Annotated in this window: 15 protein-coding genes; 4 read left to right on the plus strand and 11 right to left on the minus strand. The window is 64.4% G+C overall.

Features of this window, described 5'->3' with window-relative positions; translation table 11 throughout:
• Nucleotides 1-16: 16 nt before the first annotated feature.
• A complete protein-coding gene (gene nth / locus ACVIW0_RS39340; protein ID WP_461357550.1) occupies nt 17-802 on the minus strand; it encodes an endonuclease III in 786 nt (261 codons plus the stop codon).
• Nucleotides 803-824: 22 nt separating this feature from the next.
• Here nth and ACVIW0_RS39345 point away from each other — a divergent pair, with 22 nt between their 5' ends.
• Nucleotides 825-1,409, plus strand: a complete 585-nt coding sequence (locus tag ACVIW0_RS39345) for a DUF2244 domain-containing protein (RefSeq protein ID WP_461357117.1) — start codon at nt 825-827, stop codon at nt 1,407-1,409.
• A 57-nt stretch (nt 1,410-1,466) separates the two neighbouring features.
• Nucleotides 1,467-2,363, plus strand: a complete 897-nt coding sequence (locus ACVIW0_RS39350; protein ID WP_461357551.1) for a methylated-DNA--[protein]-cysteine S-methyltransferase — start codon at nt 1,467-1,469, stop codon at nt 2,361-2,363.
• Nucleotides 2,364-2,486: 123 nt separating this feature from the next.
• Here ACVIW0_RS39350 and ACVIW0_RS39355 read toward each other — a convergent pair whose 3' ends face one another.
• The 8 genes from ACVIW0_RS39355 to dnaK all read right to left on the minus strand — a co-directional run bounded on the left by ACVIW0_RS39355 (nt 2,487) and on the right by dnaK (nt 9,739).
• Complete coding sequence (locus ACVIW0_RS39355; RefSeq protein WP_461357118.1) at nt 2,487-3,110, minus strand: 2,3-bisphosphoglycerate-dependent phosphoglycerate mutase; 624 nt, start codon at nt 3,108-3,110, stop codon at nt 2,487-2,489.
• A 47-nt stretch (nt 3,111-3,157) separates the two neighbouring features.
• A complete protein-coding gene (gene dapB, locus ACVIW0_RS39360; RefSeq protein WP_461357119.1) occupies nt 3,158-3,970 on the minus strand; it encodes a 4-hydroxy-tetrahydrodipicolinate reductase in 813 nt (270 codons plus the stop codon).
• Between the two features lie 124 nt (nt 3,971-4,094).
• Nucleotides 4,095-4,397: a DUF1330 domain-containing protein gene (locus ACVIW0_RS39365; protein ID WP_461357120.1), complete on the minus strand. Its 303-nt coding sequence runs from the start codon at nt 4,395-4,397 to the stop codon at nt 4,095-4,097.
• Between the two features lie 23 nt (nt 4,398-4,420).
• A complete protein-coding gene (pyrF, locus tag ACVIW0_RS39370; protein ID WP_461357121.1) occupies nt 4,421-5,131 on the minus strand; it encodes an orotidine-5'-phosphate decarboxylase in 711 nt (236 codons plus the stop codon).
• Between the two features lie 6 nt (nt 5,132-5,137).
• Nucleotides 5,138-5,716 (minus strand): NADPH-dependent FMN reductase, encoded by a 579-nt coding sequence (locus ACVIW0_RS39375; protein ID WP_461357122.1) that lies wholly within the window; start codon nt 5,714-5,716, stop codon nt 5,138-5,140.
• A 130-nt stretch (nt 5,717-5,846) separates the two neighbouring features.
• Nucleotides 5,847-6,449, minus strand: a complete 603-nt coding sequence (locus ACVIW0_RS39380) for a class I SAM-dependent methyltransferase (RefSeq protein ID WP_461357123.1) — start codon at nt 6,447-6,449, stop codon at nt 5,847-5,849.
• A 102-nt stretch (nt 6,450-6,551) separates the two neighbouring features.
• Entirely contained in the window at nt 6,552-7,679 is a 1,128-nt protein-coding gene (gene dnaJ / locus ACVIW0_RS39385; RefSeq protein ID WP_461357124.1) for a molecular chaperone DnaJ, read from the minus strand.
• 158 nt (nt 7,680-7,837) lie between these two features.
• Nucleotides 7,838-9,739 carry a molecular chaperone DnaK gene (dnaK, locus tag ACVIW0_RS39390; RefSeq protein WP_461357125.1) on the minus strand — a complete coding sequence of 634 codons (1,902 nt, stop codon included), beginning with the start codon at nt 9,737-9,739 and terminating at the stop codon, nt 7,838-7,840.
• Nucleotides 9,740-10,351: 612 nt separating this feature from the next.
• On the opposite strand from dnaK, the gene ACVIW0_RS39395 reads away from it, so the two are divergent.
• Nucleotides 10,352-11,287, plus strand: coding sequence for a hypothetical protein (locus ACVIW0_RS39395; RefSeq protein ID WP_461357126.1), 936 nt, complete (start codon nt 10,352-10,354; stop codon nt 11,285-11,287).
• An 89-nt stretch (nt 11,288-11,376) separates the two neighbouring features.
• The gene (gene pncA / locus ACVIW0_RS39400; RefSeq protein WP_461357127.1) at nt 11,377-12,087 is read left to right on the plus strand and encodes a bifunctional nicotinamidase/pyrazinamidase; all 711 of its coding nucleotides are present in this window, start codon (nt 11,377-11,379) and stop codon (nt 12,085-12,087) included.
• Between the two features lie 19 nt (nt 12,088-12,106).
• On the opposite strand, the gene grpE is transcribed toward pncA, so the two are convergent.
• Nucleotides 12,107-12,712, minus strand: a complete 606-nt coding sequence (gene grpE, locus ACVIW0_RS39405) for a nucleotide exchange factor GrpE (protein WP_461357128.1) — start codon at nt 12,710-12,712, stop codon at nt 12,107-12,109.
• Between the two features lie 164 nt (nt 12,713-12,876).
• Nucleotides 12,877-13,965: a heat-inducible transcriptional repressor HrcA gene (hrcA, locus tag ACVIW0_RS39410; protein WP_461357129.1), complete on the minus strand. Its 1,089-nt coding sequence runs from the start codon at nt 13,963-13,965 to the stop codon at nt 12,877-12,879.
• Nucleotides 13,966-13,998 lie beyond the last annotated feature (33 nt).

The following is a 13,998-nucleotide window of genomic DNA, read 5'->3' on the forward strand; positions in this document are numbered from 1 at the left end:
TGATGACGATCATGGCTCAGACCGTCTTCTCCGGCCACCGGCAGAGATCATTGATCAGACATACTTCGCAACGCGGCCCGCGGGCGAGGCAGGTATAACGGCCATGCAGGATCAGCCAGTGATGGGCGTGCAGCTTAAACTCGGTCGGGATCACCTTCTCCAACCCGAGCTCGACCTCGATCGGTGTTTTGCCAGGCGCCAGGCCCGTGCGGTTGCCGACGCGAAAAACATGGGTGTCGACCGCCATCGTGTGCTCGCCGAACGCCATGTTGAGCACGACATTCGCGGTCTTGCGACCGGCGCCGGGCAATGATTCGATTTCGGCGCGGGTGCGCGGCACCTCGCCGCCGAATTCGGCAATCAGCTTTTCGGAGAGCGCGATGACATTCCTGGCCTTGTTGCGATAGAGCCCGATGGTCTTGATGTACTCGCGCACCTTGTCTTCGCCGAGCTCAAGCATCTTCGCCGGACTGTCGGCGACCGCGAACAATGCCCGCGTCGCCTTGTTGACGCCGGCGTCGGTCGCCTGTGCCGATAGCACCACCGCAACCAGCAGCGTGTAGGGGTTGAGATGCTCGAGCTCGCCCTTCGGCTCGGGATTGGCTTTGCGGAACCGGTCGAAGGCCTCGTAGACCTCCTCGGCGGTCCATGGTTTTGGCTTTGCGACCTTCCTGGCGGCCTTGGTCGCCGGCTTCTTTGCCGCGCGTTTGGGCAGCGGCTTTGCCGCTTTCGCGGCCTTCTTCTTGGGCGCGGACCGAACGCTAGGCGCGCTGGCGCGTTGTGAGCGGATGATTTTGGCCATGAACGGGATATACTGATACGTCATGACCGCAGGCAACGACTTTGATCCGAGCGACGACCTCAGGGCCAAGGAGCTCGAAAAGGAGCTCGAGAAGGAGCTCGAGGCTGATGACGCCGAGGCCGAGCCAAAGCTGTTCTCGGCGCTGCTGACGCCGCACCGCTCGCTGAACCGCACCGGCTTCATCGTGCTGATGTCGCTCGTCACCGTGATCAGCTTCATTGCCGGCGCGGTGTTCTGGTGGCTCGGCGCCTGGCCGATCTTCGGTTTCTTCGGACTCGACGTGCTGGTGATCTACTGGGCGTTCAAGGTCAATTTCCGTACCGCCAAAGCGAGCGAGGAGATCACCGTGACGCCGTCGGAACTGAGGATCCGCCGTGTCAGCCACCGCGGCCATGTCACGGAATGGGTGCTCAATCCGCTCTGGGTCCGGTTCGAGCAGATCGCGCATGAGGAGTTCGGCATCGAGCGGCTTTACCTGGTGTCCCGGGGCCACCGGGTCAGCGTCGGCAGCTTCCTGGGACCGGACGAAAAGGCCAGTTTTTCCAAGGCCTTGACCGCGGCGCTCAACGCCGCGAAACGAGGCCCGACCTACAACCCAATCCCTTAGGCCAGCTTGTCGGAAATCGGGTGGTTTGGACGCGCCATGGCTCCTAAATCAGACACCATGATGACACTCGCGATCCATGACCAGCGCCTGGCCAAGCCGGGCTTCCAGAGCGCCGCCCTGCGCGACTACGACTCGGTGCGGCGCGCCATCGCGTTCATCTCGGAGCATTGGCGCACACAGCCGACCATCGAAGCGATGGCCGATGCCGCCGCCGTCACGCCGGATGAACTGCACCACCTGTTCCGGCGCTGGGCCGGGTTGACGCCTAAGGCTTTCATGCAGGCGCTGACGCTTGATCACGCCAAGAACCTGTTGCGCGATTCCGCCAGCGTGCTCGACGCGGCACTCGACTCCGGCCTCTCGGGGCCGGGACGGCTGCACGATCTGTTCGTCACCCACGAGGCGATGTCGCCGGGCGAATGGAAGGCCGGTGGCGGCGGCATGACGCTGCGCTACGGCTTCCACCCCTCGCCGTTCGGCACCGCGATCGTGATCGCAACCGATCGCGGACTCGCAGGACTAGCCTTCGCCGATCCTGGCGGCGAGCAGACCGCATTCGCCGACATGAAGCGGCGCTGGCCGAACGCGACCTATGTCGAGGACACCGACGGCACCACCGCATTGGCGCAGCGCGTGTTCGACACGAAGCTGTGGCGGGCGGACCAGCCGCTGCGCGTCGTGCTGATCGGCACCGACTTCGAGGTGCGGGTCTGGGAGACGCTGCTCAAGATCCCGATGGGACGTGCGGTGAGCTATTCCGACATCGCCTGCAAGATCAGCAATCCAAAGGCTTCGCGCGCCGTCGGCGCCGCGGTCGGCCGCAATCCGGTGTCGTTCGTGGTGCCCTGCCACCGCGCACTCGGCAAGAGCGGCGCGCTGACCGGCTATCACTGGGGCATCACCCGCAAGCAGGCGATGCTTGGCTGGGAAGCAGGCCAGATCGGATTGCATTAAAAGCGGACCCGTCACCCTGAGGAGCCGCGCAGCGGCGTCCCGAAGGGTCGACGGCCCGGCTGGTGGCCGATTCATCCTTCGAGACGCGCTTCGCGCTCCTCAGGATGACGGGTTGAGCATTCTTTAAGCCGCCAGATCGACCTTCGATGCCACAGTGGAATCGGCGTTGAGCCGGTAGACCACCGGCGCGCCGGTCGCGAGCTCGCGCTTGAGGATCTGCTCCGGGGTCAGCTTTTCCAGCACCATGATCAGCGCGCGCAGCGAATTGCCGTGGGCGGCGATCAGGGTGCGCTGGCCGCGCAGCACGCCGGGCAGGATCTCCTGCACGTAATAGGGCAGCGTGCGCGCCAGCGTGTCCTTCAGGCTTTCGCCGCCGGGCGGCGGTACGTCGTACGAACGGCGCCAGATCAGGACCTGATCCTCGCCCCACTTCTTGCGGGCGTCGTCCTTGTTGAGGCCGGAGAGATCGCCGTAGTCGCGTTCGTTGAGCGCCAGATTCTTCGTGGTCGGCAGTCCGGTCTGGCCGATCTGCTCCAGCATCAACTTCAGCGTGTGCTGCGCGCGCGTCAGATCGGAGGTGAAGGCGACATCGAACGACAGGCCCTGCGCCTTCAGCTTGCGGCCGGCCTCGTTGGCCTCGGCGATGCCCTGCTCGGTGAGATCGGGGTCTTTCCATCCGGTGAACAGGTTCTTCAGATTCCATTCGCTCTGGCCGTGACGAACGAGCACAAGAAGACGATCACTCATTTCAGATTCCGTTTTCGCTTGGCTGGATTTGATCTCGTCGAGCGGTCTCAGTCGCTCAGGCCGAGGACGTCGGTCATCGAATACATGCCGGGCTTCTTGCCATGCGCCCACAGCGCCGCCTTCAGCGCGCCCTGCGCAAACAGCGCGCGATCCTCGGCATGGTGCGACAGTGTGATGCGCTCCGAGGGCCCAGCAAAGATCACGCTGTGATCGCCGGCCGCGGTGCCGCCGCGCAGCGAGGCAAAGCCGATATCGCCCGCGCGCCGCGCGCCGGTCAGGCCATCGCGGCCGCGTGCCGAATGCTGATCGAGCGCGATTCCGCGTCCCGCGGCCGCCGCTTCGCCGAGCATCAAGGCGGTGCCGGACGGCGCATCGATCTTGGACTTGTGGTGCAGCTCGAGAATTTCGATGTCAAAGCTCTGGTCGAGCGACTGCGCGACGCGCTTGACCAGTGCAGCAAGCAGATTGACGCCGAGGCTCATATTGCCCGACTTCACCACGATGGCGCGATCGGTGACGCTGCGGATCACCGCATCGTCGGACGGTGACAGGCCGGTGGTGCCGATGACATGAACGAGGCCGCGCTCGGCCGCGATTGCGACATTGGCGATGGTCGCGGCCGGCACGGTGAAATCAAGGATACCGTCGGCATTGGCCGACATCGACCACAGATCGGCCGACAGCTTGACGCCATTTTCGGGCAGGCCGGCGAGCACGCCGGCGTCCTTGCCGAGCAGTTCCGAGCCCGGCGCTTCCAGCGCACCGACCAGCACCGCCCCCGGCGTTTCGGAAATCACCCGCGTCAGCGTGCGGCCCATCCGGCCGCCGGCTCCCGCAACAATCAGACGCATGTCAGCCATGGCTCACCTCTCACCGCCGTATAAAGCATGATCCGGCAAAGGGGAAACCGGATTTCCGGCGCGGGATCATGCTCAAATAGCGGCCATTGGCGGCTGTTCCAGCGACTGAACCGGCCGTCGCCGATCAGGGCTGCGGGCCGTCATAGCCCTCGATGATGATGAGGTCGGCGATCGAGTGCGGCTGCCGCACCTTGATGTTGGCCTGGTATTCCGGCGAGTTGTAGCAGGCGAGCGCGGTGTCGTAGTCCGGGAATTCGATCACGACGTTACGCGAGCGGCTCTGACCTTCCACGCCGGCGAATTTGCCGCCGCGGACAATGAATTTGCCGCCGAACTTCTGGAAGATGGCCGGATTGGCCGCCATGTAGGGCTTGTAGCCCTCCTCGTTATGTACGTCGACGCGTCCAATCCAGTATCCCTTCGCCATCTCTGTCCTCCCTTGTTGTTGGTTCAGGCGAGCGCCTGGGCGATCTCGGCGTGAATGGCTTCGGCCGCCGCCTTCGGATCGGCGGCCTCCATCACCGGACGGCCGACCACCAGATAGTCGGCACCGGCGGCAATGGCGCGGGCCGGCGTCATGATGCGCTTCTGGTCGCCGGTCGCCGAGCCCGCCGGGCGGATGCCCGGGGTCACCAGGCTCATCTGCTCGCCGACGATCTTGCGTAGCGCTGCGGCTTCCTCGGGCGAGCTGACGAGGCCGTCGACGCCGAGTGCCTGGGCCTGCCTGGCGCGCGCCTCGACGAGCTCGGAGACGCTGAGGCGATAGCCTGCGGCATGAAGATCTGCGTCGTCGTAGGAGGTCAGCACGGTCACCGCGAGGATTTTCAGACCGGAGCCGGCGCGGGCCTCGACCGCTGCCTTCATGGTCTGCGGATAGGCATGCACGGTGAGGAAGGTCGCGCCGAGACCGGCGACGCTCTCGACGCCGCGCGCGACCGTGTTGCCGATGTCATGCATCTTCAGGTCAAGGAAGACCTTCTTGCCATCGCCGGCAAGCCGCTTTGCGAGCGTTAGGCCGCCGGCATAACCGAGCTGGTAGCCGATCTTGTAGAAGGTGACGCTGTCGCCGAGCCTGTCGATCATCGCCTCGGCGCTCGCGACCGACGGCAAATCGAGCGCCGCGATCAACCGGTCTCTGGGTGCGATCTTGGCCGGCTGCATGTCACCTCACATCATGCGTTGGGAATGGTCGATCAGCTGCCGCACCAGCGCGCGCATCGCGTCGATATCGCCCTGGTGCTTCAGACGATCCATATCGTCATAGGCCTGCTCGGCGAATGACAGCGCGAGCTGGTTCGGTATCACGGTGGCGTGGCACGCCGTCAGGATCAGGCGCAGCGCCGCGAGCACGCGCGTGCCGCCGAGCCGGTTGCCGGATGCGGCTGCGATCGCGAAGGCGCGGCCGTGGAACACCTGGCCGCGGGCTTCCTGCGGGTCCTGCACGCGGCTGACCCAGTCGATGGTGTTCTTCACCAAGGCCGGCACCGAGGAATTATATTCAGGCGTCACGATCAGCACGCCATGATGGGCGCCGATCATCCGCTTCAGGTTGACGGCGTGCTGCGGCACGCCCGATTTCGCCTGCAGGTCGCCGTCATAGATCGGCAGCGGAAAATCGCCGAGCGAGATGCGACTGACGTCGGCGCCCAACTGCGCCAATTCATGCGTCAGCACGGCCGCCAGCTTCGCATTGAGCGAGCCTGATCGAAGCGATCCCGGGATCACGAGGATTTTCAGCGCGGACATTTCGACATCGCAGGTGGAGGGCGCACCCAGCGCGACGGCGCCGGCGAGCATTTTCCTTGAAAATGCTCTTAGCTAAGATTCTGCGCGTATTCCATGCGCAAAACCGGTACCCGCTTTTGCGGAATACGCGTCAGCCCTTGCGATACACCCAGACCCGCGCGGGCGGAAGGTTCATCCAGATCCGCTCGGAGGCCTCTGTGGACACGCCCGGCAGCGACTTCGGAATCGGGGGCGCCACCGAATAGGTGAACTGGACGAAGGGCGCGCCCGGCGCGAGCGCCAGGAATGCGTCGCGGATCAGCTTCAGGCGGGTCAGCATCGGCTTGGTGACCAGCGGCAGGCCCGAGACCATGGCGGAGGCCGGAGACTTCATGACATCCCACAGCGTATCGCGCAGCCGGTAGGCGTCACCTTGGACCACCTTGGCCTGCGGATAGCGCTCGCGCAGCAGGGCGCAGAAGCCGGGATTGTATTCGACCAGCACGAGCCGCTTCTGATCGACGCCGTGCTCGATCAGCGCGTTGGTGATCGCACCGGTGCCGGGTCCAAGTTCGACGACAGGACCTTCGGCGTCAGCATCGACATATTGCGCCATGGTGCGCGCAAGCAGCCGGCCGGATGGCATCACTGCGCCCATGTGCAGCGGCTTCTCGATCCATGAACGGAGAAAACGAACCTCGTCGTCGAGACGGAGGGGCTTCTTCGACGCACGCACGGACGATTGCAGAGGCATGTCGCTACCAGGCGGGACCGCGCGCACGATCGAGCGGTTGTCAGAAAACAGTCATAAACACGTATAGATCGAAGTCGTTACGGTCAAGCAGAACGACTGCGGCTAGACGGAGCGGCTTCCGAAGAAGTCCTTGACCTTAGAGAAGAAACCCGCTGCCTCCGGCTGGGTTGCGCCGGACGACAGTTTTTCGAACTCCATCAGCAATTCTTGCTGCTTCTTGGTCAGATTCTGCGGGGTTTCGACCACCACCTGGACATACATGTCGCCGGTCTGGCGCGAGCGGAGCACCGGCATGCCTTTTGATGCAATGCGGAATCGTCGGCTGGACTGAGTGCCGGCCGGCACCTTCACCTTGGTCTTGCCCTGGTCGATGGTCGGCACCTCGAATTCGCCGCCGAGGGCTGCGGTGACCATCGAGATCGGCACGCGGCAATGCAGGTCGGCGCCGTCGCGCTGGAAGAACTGGTGCGTGGTCAGCGACAGGAAGATGTAGAGATCGCCGGGCGGCCCGCCGCGGACGCCGGCCTCGCCTTCGCCGGCGAGACGGATGCGGGTGCCGTCCTCGACTCCCGGAGGGATGTTGACCGACAGCGTGCGCTCGCGCGTCACCCGCCCAGAACCGGCGCAGGAGGCGCAGGCATCCTCGATCATCTGGCCGCGGCCCTGACAGCCGGGGCAGGTTCGCTCCAGCGTGAAGAAGCCCTGGGCCTGCCGGATCCGGCCAGCGCCGCCGCAATGCGAGCAGGTCTTCGGCTTGGTGCCGGCCTTGGCGCCGGTGCCCGAGCAGGATTCGCAGGTGACCGAGACCGGGATCTCGATCTGCGCGGTCTTGCCCTGGAAGGCCTCCTCGAGCGTGATCTCCATGTTGTAGCGCAGGTCGGCGCCGCGCTCGCGGCCGCCGCTGCGGCGCTGCCCGGCCATGCCGAACAGATCCTCGAAGATGTCGGAGAACGACGAAGCGAAGCCGGCACCGAAGCCCGGGCCGCCGCCGCCCATGCCCTGCTCGAAGGCGGCATGGCCGAAGCGGTCATAGGCAGCGCGCTTGTCGCCGTCCTTCAGCACCTCATAGGCTTCGTTGATTTCCTTGAACCGCATCTCGCTCTGGGAATCGCCGGGATTGCGATCCGGGTGCCACTTCATTGCGAGCTTGCGGAAAGCCGACTTCAGTTTGGTCTCGTCCGCATTGCGATCGACCTCAAGGGTCTCGTAATAGCAGCGCTTGGTGGACATCCTTCAATTCCGTCCGAAGTTCGTCGCGATTGCCAACGATTGCGTCAAGGATCGCGCATGTCTGGAAGATGCCGCGATCGCCTTAAAGAAAAATGACCCCCACTCCTCCGAGACGCCTGGCGTGCTCATTGGTGTGAGGGTCATGATCGCAAATCCGCTTAAGCAGACTTCTTGTTGTTCTTGTCGTCGTCGACCTCGGTGAATTCCGCGTCGACAACGTCATCCTTGGCAGCGTCCTTGGCCGCATCGGCCTCGGCCTGCTGCTTGTACATGGCCTCGCCGAGCTTCATCGAAGCCTGCGCCAGCGTGTTGGTCTTGGCCTTGATCGCCTCGGCGTCGTCGCCCTTCAGCGCTTCCTTGAGGTCGCTGACGGCGTCTTCGATCGCCCGGCGATCGGTATCCGGGATCTTCGAGCCGTGTTCGGCGAGAGCCTTCTCGGTCGAATGAACCAGGCCATCGGCATGGTTCTTGGCGTCGACGGCCTCACGCCGCTTCTTGTCCTCGGCCGCGTTGGCCTCGGCGTCCTTGACCATCTTGTCGATGTCGGCCTCGGACAGACCGCCGGATGCCTGGATCCGGATCTGCTGTTCCTTGCCGGTCGCCTTGTCCTTGGCCGAGACGTTGACGATGCCGTTGGCGTCGATGTCGAAGGTCACCTCGATCTGCGGCATGCCGCGCGGAGCCGGCGGAATGCCCATCAGGTCGAACTGGCCGAGCATCTTGTTGTCGGCCGCCATCTCGCGCTCGCCCTGGAAGACCCGGATGGTGACCGCGCCCTGATTGTCTTCGGCGGTCGAGAACACCTGGCTCTTCTTGGTCGGGATCGTGGTGTTGCGGTCGATGATGCGGGTGAACACGCCGCCCAGCGTCTCGATGCCCAGCGACAGCGGGGTCACGTCGAGCAGCAGCACGTCCTTGACGTCGCCCTGCAGCACGCCGGCCTGGATCGCAGCACCGATCGCGACGACTTCGTCGGGATTGACGCCCTTGTGCGGCTCCTTGCCGAAGAACTGCTTCACGACTTCCTGAATCTTCGGCATGCGGGTCATGCCGCCGACCAGCACCACTTCGCCGACCTCGCCGGCAGTCAGGCCGGCATCCTTCAGCGCCTTGCGGCACGGCTCGATGGTCTTCTCGACGAGGTCGGCCACCAGCGCCTCGAACTTGGCGCGGGTCAGCTTCATCGTCAGATGCTTCGGACCGGTCTGGTCAGCCGTGATGAACGGCAGGTTGATTTCGGTCTGTGTGGTCGACGACAGCTCGATCTTGGCCTTCTCCGCAGCCTCCTTCAGGCGCTGCAAAGCGAGCTTGTCGTTGCGCAGGTTGATGCCCTGCTCCTTCTGGAACTCGTCGGCGAGATAACCGACCAGGCGCATGTCGAAATCTTCACCGCCGAGGAAGGTGTCGCCGTTGGTCGACTTCACCTCGAACACGCCGTCGCCGATCTCGAGGATCGAGACGTCGAAGGTGCCGCCGCCGAGGTCGTACACGGCGATCGTGCCGGACTTCGACTTGTCGAGACCGTAGGCGAGTGCGGCAGCGGTCGGCTCGTTGATGATACGCAGCACTTCGAGACCGGCGATCTTGCCGGCGTCCTTGGTGGCCTGACGCTGCGCGTCGTTGAAATAAGCGGGGACCGTGATGACGGCCTGATCGACCTTCTGGCCGAGATGCGCCTCAGCGGTCTCCTTCATCTTCTGCAGGATGAAGGCCGAGACCTGCGAGGGCGAATAGGTCTTGCCGTCGGCTTCGACCCAGGCGTCGCCGTTCGATGCCTTGACGATCTTGTAGGGAACGAGCTTCTTGTCCTTCTCGACCATCGGGTCGTCGTAGCGGCGGCCGATCAGGCGCTTCACCGCGAAGAACGTACGCTCGGGATTGGTCACCGCCTGGCGCTTCGCCGGCTGGCCGACGAGGCGCTCGCCATCGTCAGTGAAAGCAACGATCGACGGCGTCGTTCGCATGCCCTCTGCATTCTCGATCACCTTGGCATTTTTGCCATCCATTACGGCAACGCACGAATTCGTGGTGCCGAGGTCGATCCCAATGACCTTACCCATGGTTCTGATATCCTCTTTGCTACGGCAGGTTGGTTGGGCCCTGACGGCGCTCCGTACCGAACCCCCAGACGTTCACATACTCGCGATATTGCGACGGTGAGCCTGATATAGGAGAGAGGGTCCTGCCTGCAAGGACTGGACGCAACGTTGAAGCCTGAAAAGACTGACGTTTGAAAGATTGTGTCAGCCCGGTTGCGGCGCCGGTTCAAGCCCGGAGCCAAGCCCAGGCCAAGCCCAAGCCAAGCCCAAGCCAAGTTAACAAATCGGCAATGATGCCGCCCGCCATCGGCCGCGAATGTCCGTGACCAGACCTCTGCGCTGTTGAGTGAACGCTCACAAACGTCGTATGCGAGAGCGGCGCAGGGGTCGAGGGCGCGCTGTTTGGCCGCTGGCGCCGTCGGGTAACTTTGTTCTTGGAAACATCGGGAAACTGGAAAGTGCCTGCAAATCAGGGCGAAAAGCCCATGGAATCGGGCTTGCAGGCCCGGAGCGAAGATTTGGCGGCCTGTTGCAGGGTCATCAAAACCGCTAAAAGCGGTCCGACTGAAAGAGGCCATCCAGCCCTGCACCGGCCCCGTTGCGCGGCCACCAAGCAAAACCGGTAGATCCCCCATGACGCCTTTTCGTGTTCTCGTTGCGGTTGCCTTGCTGATTGCTGCCACCTGTCGTGGCTTTGCCGCCGACGTGGTGTTTCCGCCGGGCGCGCATGTCGGGATGAAACCGCTGGTGGGGCTCGTCCGTGCCAAGTCGTTCATCGGCTTCGAGACCGAGGACCAGGGCGTCAAGGTCCTGATCGCCGACCTGCCCGCGGACGCCTACAACGAGGTCGTGACCGCCTTCAAGGCCAACCCCGCCGGCACCGGAAACATCAAACCCGAAAGCCTCGAGACGCCGGCCGGTCTCGCCTATTACACCGTGGAGAGCGCGCGCGACGGCGCCAGCAATGTGCGGCGCTATTCCATGATCCTGCCGGGACCGACCTTCTCCGGCTATGTCGCGGTGCAGGTGCCGGAGAACGCGAGCAAGATCTACACCGACGACGCGGTGCGGCAGATGTTCGCCTCGGCCCAGATCCGCAGCGCGGTGCCGGTCGACGAGCAGCTCGGCATGATGCCGTTCAAGGTCACCGAGCTCTCAGGCTTCAAGAACGTTCGCATGCTGGCGCCGGGCGCGGCGCTGCTGATCGCCGACGGCGACGAGAAGGGCCTCGAGACCAAGCCGTTCATGCTGCTCGGCATCATCGGCTCGGCCCCGGCCACGCCCGATGATCGCGGCCGATTCGCCCAGCAGATCGCCACCACGATCCCGGGCGTGCGCGACGGGCGGATCACCATGTCCGAGCCGATCCGGATCGACGGCCAGCCCGGCTTCGAGACCCGGATCGACGCCGTCAGCGGCAAGGACAACACCCCGGTGACCATCGTGCAGTGGCTGCGGTTCGGCGCGCAAACCTCGATGCGCGTCATCGGCAGCTCGCCGCGCACTAACTGGGAGACCGCCTTCCCGCGCTTCCGCGCGGTGCGCGACGGCATCCAGCCGCGCGGCTGATCTGGTCTTCGCAAAGATTCGGACTTCCGCAGGTCCTTGAACGGAACTAGCCTCCTCGCGCTGTAACCACAAAAAGCGAGGAGGGAGCAATGTTGGATCGACGACGGGTCGTTGCAGGCCTTGGCGCGATGGCGCTTGCGAGCTTGGTTCCCAAGAGCCTCTGGGCGGCTGCGATCAAGCCCGACGATGGCTCCGCGCTGCTCGTGATCGATGTCCAGAACTGCTTCCTGCCCGGCGGCAGCCTCGCGGTGAAGGATGGCGAGCAGGTGGTGCCGGTCATCAACAGGATCGCCAAGAGCTTTGCCAATGTGGTGATGACGCAGGACTGGCACACGCCCGGACACGTCTCGTTTGCCTCGGTCCATGAAGGCAAGAAGCCGTTCGAGGTTATCGACCTCGCCTATGGCAAGCAGGTGCTGTGGCCCGACCATTGCGTGCAAGGCACCGACGGCGCCTCGCTGTCGAAGGAGCTCGCGATCCCGCAGGCCGAGCTGATCATCCGCAAGGGTTTTCACAAGGACGTCGACAGCTACTCCGCCTTCACCGAGGCCGACGGCAAGACCACGACCGGTCTCGCCGCGTATCTGAAGGCGCGCAACGTCGAGCGGGTTTTCGTGGCCGGGCTTGCCACCGATTTCTGCGTGGCATGGACCGCGCTCGATGCGCGCAAGGCCGGCTTCGAAACCTACGTGGTGGAGGACGCCTGCCGCGGTATCGACACGCAGGGATCGCTGGCCAAGGCCTGGGACGACATGGCCAAGGCCGGCGTCAAGCGCATCCAGTCGTCGGATATCGCGTAAGGCGCGGAAGTCCTGCGGCTCAGACCGTGATGTCGGCACTCGGGGCGGGCTTGGCACCGCCCTTGGAAACGCCGACCAGCGCCGGACGCAGGATGCGTTCGCCGATCATGTAGCCGGCCTGCACGACCTGGACCACGGTGCCCGACGGCACCGACGCATCAGGCACTTCGAACATCGCCTGCTGGAAGTTCGGATCGAACTTCTCGCCGATCGGATCGAACTTCTTCACACCGTTCTTTTCCAGCGCATTGAGCAGCGAACGCTCGGTCAGCTCGACGCCTTCGAGCAGCGCCTTCAGGCCGGGATCGGCGGCTTCCTTGGTCTCGGCCGGCACGGCATCGAGCGCGCGCTGCAGATTGTCGGCGATATCGAGCACGTCGCGGGCAAAGCCGGTGATGCCATAGGTCTTGGCGTCGGCCACCTCGCGGCGCGTGCGCTGCCGGAGATTCTCCATCTCGGCCAGCGTGCGCAGCGTCCGGTCCTTCGCCTCGGCGAGTTCCTTGGCCAGCGCCTCCGCCGACCCGACCTCGGGATCGTCGGGCATGACGTAGGGCTTCGAGACCACGGGCTCACCCGTCGGCGCCGAATTCTCGGTGTTGTCGTTGGCCCGGTTCGGATCGGTCATGGCGTGCCTTCTCGAAAACTCGCGTCGGTTCAAATCTTGGGGATTGCTGCCCGGGATATCGTGCTTTAGGCGGCGAAAATCAAGCGCAACATACCGGTTTCGGGAACAGGGACCTCCGACCTCGGCGAACAAAACCGGTCAAATGAAAGCGAAATCCGCTTCCATCAGCCGCCCAGCATCTTGCTGACGATGCGCGCCGCATAATCGACGGTCGGGATCACCCGCGCATAGTTCAGCCGCGTCGGTCCGATCACGCCGAGCACGCCGACGATCCGGCCCTGGGCATCGCCATAGGGCGCGATGATGGTCGAGGAACCCGACAGCGAGAACAGCTTGTTCTCCGAGCCGATGAAGATCCGCACGCCTTCCCCGCGCTCGGCACGGCCGAGCAGATCGATCACGCCGCGCTTGGTCTCGAGATCGTCGAACAGCGACTTGATGCGCTCGAGATCATCGAGCGCATGCAGATCCTCGAGCAGATTGGCGTGGCCGCGCACGATCAGCTGGCGGTCCTCGCTCTCGCCGCCGGACCAGCTTGCGATGCCGGCCGCGACCACCTTTTGCGTGAGCTGATCGAGCTCGGCGCGGTTCTGCGCCAACGCGGTCTCGAGCTCAAGCCGCGCTTCGGCCAGCGTGCGGCCGCGGATCCGCGCGTTGAGGAAATTGGTCGCCTCCGTCAACGCCGAGGATGGAACACCCGGCGGCAGCGCCAGCACCCGGTTCTCGACCTGGCCGTCTTCGCCGACCAGCACGACCAGCGCCTTCTCCGGTTCCAGCCGGACGAATTCGATATGCTTCAGCCGCGCATTCGATTTCTGCGTCAGCACCACGGCGGCGGCTCGGGTCAGCCCCGACAGCCGCGTCAACGCCTCTCCGAGTGCCGCCTCGACGGATTGCGCCCGGCCGACCGCCGCGAGCTGGGTCTGGATCGATTGACGCTCGGCCTCGGTGAGGTCGCCGACCTGCATCAGGGCGTCGACGAAGAAGCGCAGGCCGAGCTCGGTCGGCAGCCGGCCGGCCGAGGTGTGCGGCGCATAGATCAGGCCGAGCTGCTCGAGATCCGACATCACATTGCGGACCGAGGCCGGTGACAGCGGTAATGCGATCAGGCGCGAGATGTTGCGCGAGCCGACCGGCTCGCCGGTCGCGAGGTAGCTTTCGACGATTTGACGAAAAATGTCGCGCGAACGCTCATTGAGCTGGGCAAGCCCGGCATGCGGCGCGATCAGGCCGATCGGATCGTGGTGAGTCACACTCCAGTCCCTCACAATTACTGCCTAATTTGT

The sequence above is a fragment of the Bradyrhizobium sp. USDA 4454 genome (assembly GCF_054822705.1).

Excerpts from the sequence above, each read along its gene's own strand:
- nth (WP_461357550.1), bottom strand. The coding sequence starts at position 802 with ATGGCCAAAATCATCCGCTCACAACGCGCCAGCGCGCCTAGCGTTCGG.
- ACVIW0_RS39345 (WP_461357117.1), top strand. The coding sequence starts at position 825 with ATGACCGCAGGCAACGACTTTGATCCGAGCGACGACCTCAGGGCCAAG.
- ACVIW0_RS39350 (WP_461357551.1), top strand. The coding sequence starts at position 1,467 with ATGATGACACTCGCGATCCATGACCAGCGCCTGGCCAAGCCGGGCTTC.
- ACVIW0_RS39355 (WP_461357118.1), bottom strand. The coding sequence starts at position 3,110 with ATGAGTGATCGTCTTCTTGTGCTCGTTCGTCACGGCCAGAGCGAATGG.
- dapB (WP_461357119.1), bottom strand. The coding sequence starts at position 3,970 with ATGGCTGACATGCGTCTGATTGTTGCGGGAGCCGGCGGCCGGATGGGC.
- ACVIW0_RS39365 (WP_461357120.1), bottom strand. The coding sequence starts at position 4,397 with ATGGCGAAGGGATACTGGATTGGACGCGTCGACGTACATAACGAGGAG.
- pyrF (WP_461357121.1), bottom strand. The coding sequence starts at position 5,131 with ATGCAGCCGGCCAAGATCGCACCCAGAGACCGGTTGATCGCGGCGCTC.
- ACVIW0_RS39375 (WP_461357122.1), bottom strand. The coding sequence starts at position 5,716 with ATGTCCGCGCTGAAAATCCTCGTGATCCCGGGATCGCTTCGATCAGGC.
- ACVIW0_RS39380 (WP_461357123.1), bottom strand. The coding sequence starts at position 6,449 with ATGCCTCTGCAATCGTCCGTGCGTGCGTCGAAGAAGCCCCTCCGTCTC.
- dnaJ (WP_461357124.1), bottom strand. The coding sequence starts at position 7,679 with ATGTCCACCAAGCGCTGCTATTACGAGACCCTTGAGGTCGATCGCAAT.
- dnaK (WP_461357125.1), bottom strand. The coding sequence starts at position 9,739 with ATGGGTAAGGTCATTGGGATCGACCTCGGCACCACGAATTCGTGCGTT.
- ACVIW0_RS39395 (WP_461357126.1), top strand. The coding sequence starts at position 10,352 with ATGACGCCTTTTCGTGTTCTCGTTGCGGTTGCCTTGCTGATTGCTGCC.
- pncA (WP_461357127.1), top strand. The coding sequence starts at position 11,377 with ATGTTGGATCGACGACGGGTCGTTGCAGGCCTTGGCGCGATGGCGCTT.
- grpE (WP_461357128.1), bottom strand. The coding sequence starts at position 12,712 with ATGACCGATCCGAACCGGGCCAACGACAACACCGAGAATTCGGCGCCG.